Source organism: Chitinibacter sp. FCG-7, assembly GCF_040047665.1.
Classification (GTDB): domain Bacteria; phylum Pseudomonadota; class Gammaproteobacteria; order Burkholderiales; family Chitinibacteraceae; genus Chitinibacter; species Chitinibacter mangrovi.
The window spans coordinates 2,718,393-2,731,664 of sequence record NZ_CP157355.1 but is presented as its reverse complement, the minus strand read 5'-3'; the positions used below and the strand labels follow the sequence as shown (position 1 = coordinate 2,731,664).

Annotated in this window: 10 protein-coding genes; 6 read left to right on the top strand and 4 right to left on the bottom strand. The window is 55.0% G+C overall.

Features of this window, described 5'->3' with window-relative positions:
- Nucleotides 1-43: 43 nt before the first annotated feature.
- Complete coding sequence (locus ABHF33_RS12890; protein WP_348944329.1) at nucleotides 44-2,650, bottom strand: hybrid sensor histidine kinase/response regulator; 2,607 nt, start codon at nucleotides 2,648-2,650, stop codon at nucleotides 44-46.
- A 174-nt stretch (nucleotides 2,651-2,824) separates the two neighbouring features.
- Between ABHF33_RS12890 and rlmD the strand changes: the two genes are divergently transcribed.
- Nucleotides 2,825-4,132, top strand: coding sequence for a 23S rRNA (uracil(1939)-C(5))-methyltransferase RlmD (gene rlmD / locus ABHF33_RS12885; protein WP_348944328.1), 1,308 nt, complete (start codon nucleotides 2,825-2,827; stop codon nucleotides 4,130-4,132).
- Nucleotides 4,133-4,391: 259 nt separating this feature from the next.
- Here rlmD and ABHF33_RS12880 read toward each other — a convergent pair whose 3' ends face one another.
- On the bottom strand, nucleotides 4,392-4,727 hold the full coding sequence (locus tag ABHF33_RS12880; protein ID WP_348944327.1) for a hypothetical protein: 336 nt from the start codon (nucleotides 4,725-4,727) through the stop codon (nucleotides 4,392-4,394).
- 425 nt (nucleotides 4,728-5,152) lie between these two features.
- Here ABHF33_RS12880 and ABHF33_RS12875 point away from each other — a divergent pair, with 425 nt between their 5' ends.
- Nucleotides 5,153-6,316 carry a glycoside hydrolase family 18 protein gene (locus tag ABHF33_RS12875; RefSeq protein WP_348944326.1) on the top strand — a complete coding sequence of 388 codons (1,164 nt, stop codon included), beginning with the start codon at nucleotides 5,153-5,155 and terminating at the stop codon, nucleotides 6,314-6,316.
- A 421-nt stretch (nucleotides 6,317-6,737) separates the two neighbouring features.
- Here the strand turns inward: ABHF33_RS12875 and ABHF33_RS12870 are convergent, their stop codons facing one another.
- Nucleotides 6,738-8,309 (bottom strand): methyl-accepting chemotaxis protein, encoded by a 1,572-nt coding sequence (locus ABHF33_RS12870; protein ID WP_348944325.1) that lies wholly within the window; start codon nucleotides 8,307-8,309, stop codon nucleotides 6,738-6,740.
- A 313-nt stretch (nucleotides 8,310-8,622) separates the two neighbouring features.
- The gene (htpX, locus tag ABHF33_RS12865; RefSeq protein WP_348944324.1) at nucleotides 8,623-9,501 is read right to left on the bottom strand and encodes a protease HtpX; all 879 of its coding nucleotides are present in this window, start codon (nucleotides 9,499-9,501) and stop codon (nucleotides 8,623-8,625) included.
- Nucleotides 9,502-9,725: 224 nt separating this feature from the next.
- Between htpX and ABHF33_RS12860 the strand changes: the two genes are divergently transcribed.
- From ABHF33_RS12860 to waaF, 4 genes are all read left to right on the top strand, one after another.
- Nucleotides 9,726-10,619: a LysR family transcriptional regulator gene (locus tag ABHF33_RS12860; protein ID WP_348944323.1), complete on the top strand. Its 894-nt coding sequence runs from the start codon at nucleotides 9,726-9,728 to the stop codon at nucleotides 10,617-10,619.
- A gap of 141 nt (nucleotides 10,620-10,760) precedes the next feature.
- Nucleotides 10,761-11,681 carry a branched-chain amino acid transaminase gene (locus ABHF33_RS12855; protein WP_348944322.1) on the top strand — a complete coding sequence of 307 codons (921 nt, stop codon included), beginning with the start codon at nucleotides 10,761-10,763 and terminating at the stop codon, nucleotides 11,679-11,681.
- A gap of 289 nt (nucleotides 11,682-11,970) precedes the next feature.
- Complete coding sequence (locus ABHF33_RS12850) at nucleotides 11,971-12,171, top strand: zinc-finger domain-containing protein (protein WP_157670077.1); 201 nt, start codon at nucleotides 11,971-11,973, stop codon at nucleotides 12,169-12,171.
- A 133-nt stretch (nucleotides 12,172-12,304) separates the two neighbouring features.
- Entirely contained in the window at nucleotides 12,305-13,267 is a 963-nt protein-coding gene (waaF, locus tag ABHF33_RS12845) for a lipopolysaccharide heptosyltransferase II (protein ID WP_432803984.1), read from the top strand.
- Nucleotides 13,268-13,272 lie beyond the last annotated feature (5 nt).

The following is a 13,272-nucleotide window of genomic DNA, read 5'->3' as shown; positions in this document are numbered from 1 at the left end:
AAATGGCAAGCTTGCCGCCCGCTGATTTCCCCAATGCACGCAACTAGCCCGGCTGGCAGGAGCTTTCGTCGATGCGCTCGACCAGATAGTAGGCCAGCATATCCTGCAGACGGGCGAACTCCAGCGGTTTGGGCAAGAATCCATCCATTCCGGCACTGAGGCACTGCTCTTCACTGCTCTCGAAGGCATTCGCCGTTAGCGCAATAATCGGCAGATTCTGAAATTGCGGCTGGCTGCGCAATAGACGGGTGGCCTCAATGCCATCCATTTCGGGCATTTGCCAATCCATCAACACCAGATCAAACGCCTCCTGTTGCGCTAGCGTCACGGCTTCCTGCCCCGAGTGGGCAATTCGCACCGTGCAGCCGAGCTTGGCCAGAAAGGCGCTGACCACTCGCTGATTCATCGGGTTGTCTTCGGCGACCAGAATATGCCCGTGAAAACGCACACAGCCAGCTTGCTGCGGTAGCAAAGTGCTGCGTACATCCAGCAATTTGCGCAGGCCACGGATCAGCCCCACTTCGCTCAAGGCCGGTTTGCCCAGAAAACCTCGCGCGCCACCGCCGCGCAGCTCCTGCTGCGCCGAATGCCAGCCGAGCAAGAGCGCGGGGCAATCAATGTTCAGCGCGGCCAGATTGCTTGCCTCTTCATCAACAATCAGCAGCTCGGCCTCGCGCAATGCCGCCGGGCTGGCATCAAGCCAGCAGACCTCGGAAGCGGTAAGCAGGCGCTTGATCCACGATTGGCTCCAGCTACCATCGCCCAGCCAGGCGACTTTTTTCCCTTGCAGGCTGGCCAGCGTCGGCAACACACGCTGGCGTACCGTGTCATCAGTCCCTAGCGGCAAGCGGACGATAAAACACGAGCCCTGCCCCAGCGCCGATTCAACGGTAATCGTGCCGCCCATCAATTCAAGCAGCAGTTTGCAAATGGCCAGCCCCAGCCCGGTGCCGCCGTAGCGGCGTGTCGAGCCCGAATCGGCCTGATAAAAACGCTGAAACAGCAGCGCCTGCTGCGCTTTGCTTATCCCGATGCCGCTGTCTTTCACCCGCAATTCAATCGCGCCACCCTGCACGCTGGCGCTCAGATAAACCCCGCCTTGTTCGGTAAATTTCAGCGCATTGGACACCAGATTGGTGATGACCTGCTTTAAACGCAGACCATCGCCAAAGTAGCGCACAGGAAACACCGGCGCGATATCGAGCACCAGCTCGATCCGGCGCTCGACAGCGCGTGAGGCGAGCATGCTGCACGAGTCTTCCAGCACTTCCTGCAGATTGAAAAAATCCGGCGTCAGCTCGAATTTGCCCGCTTCGATTTTCGAATAATCCAGCAAATCATTCACCAGCAGCACCAGCGAATCGCCCGACTTGCGAATATTGCCAACGTATTCGCTCTGTTCTTTATTCAGCGGCGTATCGGCGAGCAACTGGGCAAAGCCCAGCACGCCATTGAGCGGGGTGCGGATTTCATGGCTGATAGTGGCCAGAAAATCCGATTTGGCGCGGCTGGCGGCCTCGGCCTGATCTTTGGCATGCGCCAGCGCAGCCGTTTGCTGCGATAGCCGCGCATTGAGCAAATGCATTTGCTGCTGTACCTGTTTGGCGCGGATCAACTGCGCCACAATCGCGGCAAACAGCTTCATTACCTCGCGCTGATACGGCATCAGGGTACGGCGGCGCAGGAAATTATCGGCCGCCATCCAGCCCAGATGAATGCCGTCGGCGTACAACCCCACCAGTGAATTCCAGCCCCGGCCAACGACGACTTTATTGTAATAAATGGGCGCGTCTTCCTTGACGATCACCTCGCCCGGCTGCTCGGCTGCGGCAGCAAAAATCTGGTGCTGCGGAATGGACGTGCTGTACCAGTGCTCATCGGTCAGGCGGCCATCGTTGTCGGTACCATAGGTGCCCAGCATCAGCCCTTTGTCGTGATCGACTGCAAACAAGCCCAGCCGGTCGATTCCCAGATCGGTAATCGCCGCGTTCACCGCCTCGCGCTGCAAGGTGTCCAGATCGGCGGTTTGCGTCAGGCGCAAAGTGACTTCGTGCAATTTTTGCAGCAGCTCGCGGTATTCTTCGGCACGCTGCAAGCTGCTTTGCAAGCGGCGGGTCATTTCGTCGCGCTCAACCACGCCACCGGTCAGCAAGGCTTCGATCCGGTCGGCCAGCATGCCCGCAAGTGCCTCGCACTCAACCCGGAATGACGCGGTTTCCAGATAGGATTTCAAACGTGGCACGTCAGCCAGCTCAACGTACAGCAAGGCAATCAGCTTGCCGTGGTACTCCAGCGGCAAAATCCAGCGCACCAGTTGCGGAATGCTATCGCCCTCGACTTCCCAGATGTCTTCAACTTGAAAATCCACCGGGCGTACCGACAAAGCAGGCTCACGCAGCTGCCAGTGCAGCTCTTCCACCGCCAGACCAAAAAAGGCATCGGGGTTTTGTGGCTCGGCAAAACACAGCGAGCGCAGCCCAACGACCGCCTGGGCGTGAATCAGCAGGCCTTTGTCATCGTCGGGCAGCACCAGAAAAGTGCGCTTGGCGTCAAACGAATCGCGCACAGCGCCAACCAGCGCCTCGGCAAACGCGTCCCACGTCTGCGCCTCGAGCAAAGTAGAAAGGTGCAGTACTGATTCGAGCTTCATAAAAAAACCTAAATGGACAAAAACCTAAATGGCAAAGTGGAGCATGGGCGCGGCCAGCGTGCAGGCTGAGCATCGTTTGCTTTCGTTTGCTTGCCCGGTTGCAAACACAGCGTCAACACTGTCCAGCTCGGTTATAATTGCGCCCAATTGCTTATATATATTGATTGACTCAAGATGAACAATCCTACCGCCCAGATCGAATCACTCAGTCACGAAGGCCATGGCATTGCGCATGTCGATGGAAAAACGATTTTTATCGACGGCGCGCTGCCTTTCGAAACCGTAACTTACAGTAGCTTTCGCAAAAAACCAAACTTTGAAAATGCGCAAGCGATCAGTGTGCATAATGACAGCTTTATGCGCGTAAAACCAAAATGCCCGCATTACGGCGTCTGTGGTGGCTGTTCATTACAACACATGGAATTTGGCGCGCAGGTCGCCGCCAAACAACGCGTGCTGGAAGACAATCTGGAGCGCATTGGCCACGTTAAAGCCCAATCCATCCTGCCCGCCATTTACGGCCCGGCTTGGGGCTACCGCCACCGTGCGCGCCTATCGGCCAAAAATGTCGCCAAGAAAGGCACGGTGCTGGTTGGTTTTCATGAAAAGCGCAGCAGCTTTATTGCCGATATGCGCGAATGCCATGTGCTGGTGCCGCATGTATCAGCGCAATTGCCTGCGCTGCGGGAGCTGGTGAAAAGCCTGTCGATTTTCGACCGGATGCCGCAAATCGAGCTGGCCGTGGGCGCGAATATCACCGTGCTGGTGTTTCGCAATATGGAAGACATCAACGACGCTGATTTTGCGCTGTTCAAAACCTACGCCGACGAGTGGAAAGTGCAGATCTGGCTGCAACCCAAAGGCCCGGATAGCGCCTACCCACTCTACCCACTGGACGCGCCGCAACTCAGCTATCTGATGCCCGAGTTCAATATTGAAATGCCGTTCAAGCCCACCGAATTTACCCAGGTGAACCACGGCATCAATCGCGTCATGGTCGAGCGCGCGATCAAAATGCTGGACCCCCAGCCGGGCGAGCGCATTGCCGATATGTTCTGTGGTCTGGGCAACTTTACACTGCCAATCGCGCGCAGCGGCGCGCAGGTGCTCGGCATGGAAGGCAGCCAGCAGCTGGTTGAGCGCGCGTTCGAGAGCGCCAAACACAATGGCCTGGATCACCTGACCGATTTCACGATGGCCAATCTGTTTGATATGAACCCTGAATGGCTGGAAAAACTGGGGCATTTTGACAAAATGCTGATCGATCCGCCGCGCGATGGCGCGATCTCGCTGTGCAACGCCATTTCGGCGGAAAACGGCCCGAAACGGATTGTGTACGTCTCCTGTAGCCCGTCCACGCTGGCGCGCGACGCCGATATTCTGGTCAACGTCAAAGGCTATACGCTCAAATCCGCGGGCATTATCAATATGTTCCCGCACACCGCGCACGTAGAAAGCATCGCGTGGTTTGAGAAAGAATAAACCGACCGAGTCGCTGAAATAAAATTGCCCGCGAATGCGGGCAATTTTATTTGCAGGAGTATATCGCTCAAAGCCTTACCCTGATTAAGCCTAATTGACATACCTACCGTTGTATATCTCGCAACCAGTCAATTCTGGTGCTTCGCCTTTCATCATGGCGGGTTTCTAAGCACAAGCTAAGTGCCAGCTCTCGATCCACTGCCGACAGTCAGTCTTCAGCGCAATGAATGACGGGTAATAGATGTGAAGCTGCCGCGACTCAGCCTGTCCGGTTGAATAACTCGTTAGCCTCAGACTCTTTCGGGGCGTTGTATTTTGCCATGTAATTTTCGTAGCTGCCAAAATGCCGATGCCTACTTAAATAATGTGGATAACGCTCATAGTGCCACCTGCACTGTTCAATAAAGCCCGAATTATCTAAGCCTAACTCTGCTGAAAGTTCTTCGAGACGATATGTATCTTTCATTAACTCTGCACATTTACTCGCATCTGCGCCATTTGCATCATAAAGAACCCCTGAGGGCAATTCATGCAATGTGTAAGCTAGGAAATGGAGTAGTTTTTTATACTCTTCCTTCTGTTCTTTTTTACTCATGACGGACTTAACTCCACTGCAATCATGACAAGCCTAACAATTGAGTAATTTTCATTTTTACTTAAGTCTAATTGTCTGTCTAACGCATTAATTGAGCTACTGCGTCTGCTATCAGTAGGGCTGCTGATACTCATTCGGGCATGAACAAACGCGGCATTACTTCCGCTTCTGGCCGACTGCAGCCCCCGCACTAGTTTAAACCGATCAACTTCAGCAGTGCATTAAGCATCGTTAGCCCGTGGTGAAATTGATCCGCGAATGGCAGCTTTCGCTGCACTGTGCTGGGACACAAGATCAGACGCGGCAATGACATCCGCTCATTCAAACACGATACCGACACGGTGAACACAATCATTCCCTGTCTTTTCGCCCGCCCGTATACTGGCCAACACCGGATCAATTTGATCAATACAAAGGATGCAAAAATGAAACTTTGGCCTTACGCTCTGTTGGCATTGTCGGCGACCAGCTTTGCGAATGACAAATTGATTTCCTACCTGCCCACCTGGCGCGACGCCAGCGTGGTCAGTAAAACCGGGCCGCAGCTGGCCAAGCTCGATTACGGTATTTTGTCGTTTATCGAAGTCAACGCCAGCGGTGAAGCGTATTTACCGGCAGCGACCAAGGCTGGCGCCGATTTGTGGCAGGCGCAATTTAAAACCGCCAAAAAGAACAATCCGAACTTTGCGTGCATGTGGGCGATTGGCGGCTGGACGGGCTCGCGCAATATCGCCAAAACGGCACAAACCGAAGCAGGTCGCGCCAAGCTGGTAAAAACTTCGGTCGCGATTATGCGCGACTCAGGCTGCGTCGGCCTGGATCTGGACTGGGAACACCCGGTGACGGGTGGCGAATACGCCGCCGATGCCAGCGCGGCCGATCTGCAAAACTGGGTCAGCTTGCTGCGCGACTATCGCCAGGCACTCGATGCGGCGGGCAAAAGCGATAAGAAACAATACCGGCTCAGCGTTGCCGTTCCGGCCAATAACGGTGGCTGGGTGATGCAGGGCTACGATATGAAAAACGCCTTTCCACTGCTTGATTGGGTCAATCTGATGGCCTACGACCGAGCTGGCGGCTGGAGCAAAACGGCCACGCTGCACGCCAGCCTGCATAGCGTGCCCAACGATCCGGACGGGCAGATTTTATCGAGCAGCAAGGCGGTGGATTATTTCCTGTCGCTGGGCGCCAAGCCCGCCCAACTGGTACTGGGCGTGCCATTTTACGCGCGCGGGCTGGGCAATGTGGCCGCCGGCCCCAAAGGCGATGGGCTGGCGCAAAGCATGTCCGGGCCGGGGCTGAAAGGCGAAACCGAGCCGGGCGTGGTGAGCTGGGCCGATCTGCAAGGCAAATACGCCAAAGCGCCGGGCTGGAAAGCCTACCGCAACAAGGAATCAGGCCAGTCACCGTATCTGTATCACGCCGACAAGAAAGAGCTGATTAGCTTTGACGACCCTGTTTCGCTGGCTGAAAAAGTGAAATACGTGAAAGAGAAAAAACTCGGCGGCATCATGATCTGGGAAATCACGCAGGACGACGCCGACTTCACGTTGCTGGGCAGCTTAGGCAAAGCGCTAAAGGGTAAATAGTCGGGAAATAGCCCGCTTCATTTTTGGCTATGTTCGCAATTTGTGTTGCTAGGGTTAATGGATCGCCGCAGCCACTTCTTCGCTCTTAAGGGTATGAATATCTCCACAGCGCCACTGCTGGCGTCACACAGAGCAAGTTGAGCTAGCGCAGTCGTTTCCCCCTTTGTCACAGCATAAGTATGCTACACAAGTTTTCCGCATTTGTTCCCCCTTTGTAAAAGGGGGGCTTAGGGAGGATTTCTGCACTATTTGAGTGATTTTAACTGCTGAAATAGTGCCAAATCCCCCTTAGTCCCCCTTTTACAAAGGGGGAACGAATGCGAAAAGCGTGTGCAATTACTCTGAAGGTGTGCAGATATTGGGGTATTGGCCTGCACTCAATATCCAGCAAGCACTTCAGAGTAATACCCCAGCAAGCAGATCAAGCCGTGCGCAGTGTAGCCATGCTGCTTTCCAGCCGGTTGGCCACATCCTGCAATTGGCGCATGTCCTGCGTAATACTGTTGCTGCCTTGCGAAGTCTGATTCAGGCCTTGGGCAATATCGGCCAGTTGCTGGTTGATGGCGCTGGCCGAGCGGCTTTGCTCGTCCACCGTCGTGGCAATCCCGTTCATTTTCTCGGCCACTGTCTCGCTAATGCCGTGAATGCGGTTGAGCGCCAGCGCCACCACTTCACCGTCGCGATTGCACGCCGACAGATACTGCCCGGCGGCCAGTACGGCCTTGCCGGTTTGTTCGGTCGATTGCCGCGTGCCATCCAGAATATTGGCAATCATCCGCGTTGAATCGCTGGTGCTTTGCGCCAGCTTGCGCACTTCGTCGGCCACCACCGCAAAACCACGGCCATGTTCGCCCGCTCTGGCCGCCTCGATGGCGGCATTGAGCGCCAGCAGATTGGTCTGATCGGCAATGTCCTTGATCGTGCCGCTCACCGTCACGATTTTGCCAAACGACAGCCCCAGCTCGTTCATCGCGTGCTCTACCGACGCAAAATGCACTGACAGCGCCTGCAGATTCTGCACCGTGGTCGCCCCGGCCTGATCAGCCTCCTTGGTCGCGGCCTTGGCTTGCCCGGCGGCAATGGCGGCAATTTGCGCCAATTCGCCGACGTAATGTACGGTTTCGGTCATTTCATGCATGGCCAGGCTGATTTCGCCCACGCGATTGGATTGTTCGCCCATATTGTGCGAGGCCTGATTGGCCAGCTCGGTAATATGCACCGCGTCTCGGCGCGTGTGCTGGGCCGCCGATTTGGCCTGCGCCAGAATCTGCATCAATTGCAGCAAAAAGTGATTAATCGCCTTGCCCAGCCCGCCCAGCTCGTCCTGCCCTTCCGGCATGCGCATGGTCAGATCGCCCGCATAGAGGCGCTGCGCCACTGCGGCCATTTCGGCCAGACTGGCTTGCAGACGGCGCGAGAAAAACAGCGACAAACCAATAATCATCGCCGCCGCCAGCAAGAGCGGTATCAGCACCAGCCAGAATGTTTGCGCCAACTGCTGCCCAAACACCGATTCGGCGTCGCTAGCGCGCGCACTCTCACTGACCATCAGTTTTTCCAGCACCAGCAACAAGGGGGAAAGGTCGTTGCGGTAAATCTGCTCGGGTATCGCCAGGGCGTCTTCGGGTGAAGTTTCGGCAATCAGCACCGCATTGCGAAATTGCGTCAGATAACGCGCCCAGTGCTCGGCCATCGCCTGATTAAACTGCGTTTGCTGCGCCGCAGGTAGCTGCACGGCAGCTGCGGATTGTTTGATGCTTTGCTCGTACTGCGTCAGCTGATTGCCAATATCGGGCTGCATCACATCCAGCCGCGACAGGGTCAGCATATCGACCTTCAGCCGCACCAGCTGCTCGGCCGAGCGCTGCGCGTCGCGATAGCTGTCAAAACTGTGCTTGAGCCGCTGCAGATTGCCCGCAGCCAGCAAAACGGCCAGACCCAGAGCCAGACCAGTGAGCACACTACCCAGCTTGAGCTGTGCTGCAATTTTCATACGGATACCATCGGAAAAACCATCGATGGCAAGGACTGTAGACTGGCTTGGTTACAATTGGATGACAAGTCTTGGGGCTCACTTTGGCCGCCGATTAAAATCAGCTGCTAATACACCCCCAATGTATTGACCCGAAAATCAATATCAGCAATTGCTTCAAGCACATACCCATGGTGAAAGTGCAATATTCAGATGAAGTGTTGAGATGGACGAATAGGATGATTTAGCGATAAACTCTGAACATCGCCCAATAAAAAGGGTATTGCCCGGCAGGCAATACCCTTTCTGCTTTGCAGAGCAATACCCCTAGCGATTAACGCATCGCTTGCAAGGCGGCAATGCGCTCTTCCATTGATGGGTGCGAGCTGAATAAAGACATCCAGCCCGATTTATTGGCAATACCCGAGGCCGCCATATTGCTTGGCAAGGCGCTCGGCTCCATCCCGCCCAAGCGGCGCAGCGCGTCCACCATCGGTGCAGTATCGCCCATCAGTTGCGCAGCGCCTGCGTCGGCGCGGAATTCGCGCTGGCGCGAGAAATACATCACGATCACGCTGGCCAGAATACCAAACAGAATGTCACAGATAATCACCGTCACCATATAGGCAATGCCGGGGCCGGACGATTCTTCATTGTCTTTTCTCAGGAATGAATCGACCAGATAACCCACCACGCGGGCTAGGAAGAAGACAAAAGTATTCACCACGCCCTGAATCAGCGTCAGCGTCACCATATCGCCGTTTTTCACGTGTGCGACTTCGTGCGCCAGTACAGCCTCGATTTCGCGGTGCGTCATGGTGTAGAGCAAGCCCGTTGACACAGCAACCAGCGAGTTGTTTTTGGAAGGACCAGTGGCAAACGCATTGGGCTCGCCTTCGTAAATGGCCACTTCAGGCATCGCAATTTGCGCGCGCTGCGCCAGCCGCGCCACAGTATCAAACAGCCATTGCTCGTCCTGATTGCGCGGGCGCTCGATGACTTGCGCGCCAGTGCTCCATTTGGCCATCGTTTTGGACATGGCCAGCGACAAGAAAGCGCCACCAAAACCCATCACGCCGGCAAACATCAGCAACATCGGCAAATTAAGCCCGTTGGCGCTCATAAAGCGGTTCAGCCCTAACACGCTAACCACAATCCCCAACACCACCATAATGGCGATATTGGTGGCAATTAATAGAATTGTCCGTTTCACTTGTCACTCCTTGTTAATTTGCGGTCATTATAAGTGAGGCGCTTGACGCCACAGTATGCTTTTGCAGCGTGTACAGGCAATGCCGTTGACTGCTTAGAGCAATCTCATACTGATCAGTTCCACCGCACTGATCGCAGGCAACGTAACTCGTAGTATAAAAAACTTTACTGCATCAAACATCAGGCTTACATTGACAAACCTTCAGTTTTTCTCGAAAGATGGTCATGCAAGCGCTCAATTACAAACATCTGCATTATTTCTGGGTCGTTGCCAAAGAAGGCGGCATTAGTGCGGCGGCGCGCAAGCTGGGGATTACGGCGCAAACGATTAGCGGCCAGGTCAGTTTGCTCGAGCAGGACATGGGCCAGAGCCTGTTTAGCCAGGTTGGGCGCAATCTACAGCTCACCGAAGCGGGCCGCACCATGCTGCACTATGCCGACCAGATTTTTCTGCTCGGCCAAGAATTGCAGCAAGCGATGGAGCGCGGCGACAGCTTGCGGGCGCGACTGAATATCGGCATCGTCGATATGATTCCCAAAAGCAATGCGCTGCAGCTCTTAAGCCCGCTACTTCAGTCGTCGCACAGCACGATCAAGCTGGTGTGCCAGGTCGATGGCGACCTGAACGAGCTACTAGCCAAACTAACTTTGCACCAGTTTGACCTGATTCTGGCCGACCGCCCCTTGCTGAACGCCGAAGCGCTGCAGCTGCGCAGCCAGCCGCTGACCACCGCGCCCATTATGCTGCAGGGCACGCGCGAACTGCTTGAACAATACCAGCCACACTTCCCGCACAGCCTGAGCGGTGCGCCGCTATTGCTACCGACGCGCAATACCGCGCTACGCTTGCAGCTGGACGCCTGGTTTGCCGAGCGGCAAATCTACCCTGATATTGTGGGCGAATTTTCCGACAGCGAGTTAATGCACACCTTTGCCAAAGCGGGTATTGGCCTGCAGCCAGCACCTATCATTCCCTCCAGAGCAATACCTGTTAATGATCTACATATCATCGGCGAGCTCAGCGGCGTTGATGCGCAGTATCACGCTATTTACAGCCCGAAAAAAATCCTGCACCCGGCGCTGGAAAAGCTGCTCAACCCATTGCCCGAAACGGTCTGAAAAATACACTCGTAATACTGCTGCAAGCCGCTGCACTCCCCGCACCAGCGGCGCTGTAGTGCCTGCACTAAGTCCAACAGAAAACGCAGAACTTCGGTTACAATCGTCGTTTTCCCGAATACAGCAGCAGGAGACTTCAGCATGTCAATGGCAGATCGCGACGGCGTCATTTGGTACGATGGCAAACTGGTAGATTGGCGCGACGCGACGACCCACGTCCTCACGCACACCCTTCATTACGGTATGGGCGTATTTGAAGGCGTACGTGCGTACGAAACGCCCAAAGGCACTGCGATTTTCCGTCTGCAAGACCACACCGAGCGTCTGCTCAACTCAGCCAAAATTTTCCAGATGAATCTTGGCTACAGCGCAGAAGAGCTGAACGAAGCACAAAAAACCGTAGTGCGCGAGAACAAGCTTAAATCTTGCTATCTGCGCCCATTGTCGTTTATCGGCAGCGAAAAGCTCGGCATTGCCGCCACCAACAACACCATCCACACCATCGTGGCTGCGTGGCCTTGGGGCGCTTACCTGGGCGAAGACGGCCTGACCAAAGGCATCCGCGTTAAAACCTCAAGCTTCACCCGTCACCACGTGAATGTATCAATGGTTCGCGCCAAAGCCAGCGGTTATTACATCAACTCGATCATGGCGCACCAGGAAGCCGCAGCCGATGGCTACGACGAAGCGCTGTTGCTTGATACCGAAGGCTACGCGTCTGAAGGTGCGGGCGAGAATTTGTTTATCGTTAAGAAAGGCATCATCTACACGCCGGACGTGGCTTCATGTCTGGATGGCATCACGCGCAATACGGTACTCACTTTGGCCGCTGAAGAAGGCTTTACCGTGGTGCAAAAACGCATCACGCGCGATGAAATCTACACCGCCGACGAAGCATTCTTCACCGGCACGGCTGCTGAAGTCACGCCGATTCGCGAGCTGGACAACCGCCCAATCGGTGCTGGTACACGCGGCCCGATCACCGAGCGTTTGCAAAAACGCTACTTTGATTGCGTGAAGGGGCTAGACCCAAAACACGAAGACTGGCTGACACTGGTATAAACGGCTGCGACGCGTGAATACTGCGTTATAAAATTGGCTCAAGCCTCTCGTTTACTTCGTTTACTTCAGTAAACGTCGAGGCATTCGCCAATTTTATGCCTGGTCTTCCCGCCTCTCGCTCGTTTCTTTACCTTGCTGAAAGCTTTTTTAATCAGCAGCATAGTATCGTAGGGTGGGTTAGCCGAAGGCGTAACCCACCAAAACAAAGGGTATACATCTACAATCATTGCCATTAAATGATAAGACGGGCATACCCCATAGAGTACCCAATATCAAATTGGAGAGCACCATGAGCTTGATCGACAACACACAAAAAGAAATCGAAGTGACCGCGCACGACGTGCCTCTGCACTGTCCGATGCCGAATATGTTGAAATGGAATTCGCACCCACGCGTTTTCCTCGACATCGCGAAAACTGGCAAAGCACAATGCCCATACTGTGGCACGCAGTACAAATTGAAAGAAGGCGAAGTGATTAAAGGCCATTAATTGAGCCAAACACAAGAAGCGGCGAACCAGAATATCTTGGTCGCCGCTTTTCTGCTTTTTCGGTGTAATTATCAGGACGTATTTCTTGAACAAAATTCTGATTGTCGCCCCGGCCTGGGTGGGGGATGCCATCATGGCGCAGCCGATGTACGCGCGCCTCAAGCAGCGCTACCCATCTGCACAGATCGACGTACTCGCTCCAGCGTGGACTCGCCCTTTGCATGCGCGCATGAGCGAAATCAGCGAAGCGATTGATGCGCCGTTCGGCCATGGCGAGCTCAAATTGCGCGAGCGCTGGAAGCTGGCGCGGCAGCTGAAAGCCCGTGGCTACGATCAAGTGATTGTGCTACCCAACTCGATCAAGTCAGCATTGCTGCCCGCCTTTGCTGGTATTGCGGTGCGGACTGGCTGGGTAGGTGAAATGCGTTACGGCCTGCTTAACGATATTCGCACGCTCGACCCGATCAAACTGCCGCAAATGGTGCAGCGGTTTTATTCACTCGCGGACGAAAAAGATGCCCCACGGATCAGCGTAATTCCTCATCCGGTATTAACCATCAGCGAAGCATCACGCGCAGCAGCCTTAGCCAAATTGGGTTTGAGCACCGATAAGCCCATCATCGCCATCTGCCCCGGCGCCGAATATGGCCCGGCCAAGCGCTGGCCAGCCAAACACGCTGCCGAGCTGGCCAGCCAACTGATCGCAGATGGCGCGCAGGTGTGGCTGTTTGGCTCGGGCAAGGACAATGAAATCTGCGCCGAAATTGCAGCCCTGGCACCGCAGGTAATCAATCTGGCGGGCAAAACCAGCCTCGCCGAGGCGATTGACTTGCTGTCCTTGTCGCACGTGGCTGTTTGCAATGATTCGGGGCTGATGCATGTGGTGGCCGCGCTCGGTCGGCCGCTGGTGGCCGTTTTTGGCTCCAGCTCGCCATCGTTTACGCCACCATTGACCTTAAAAGCCAAAATTGTCACGCTCGATCTGGAATGCAGCCCGTGCTTTGAACGGGTTTGCCCGCTTGGCCATATGGATTGCCTCAATAAATTGACGCCGGATTATGTGATGAAGGCGCTAAAAGAAATCACCAAGGAATAATCAGC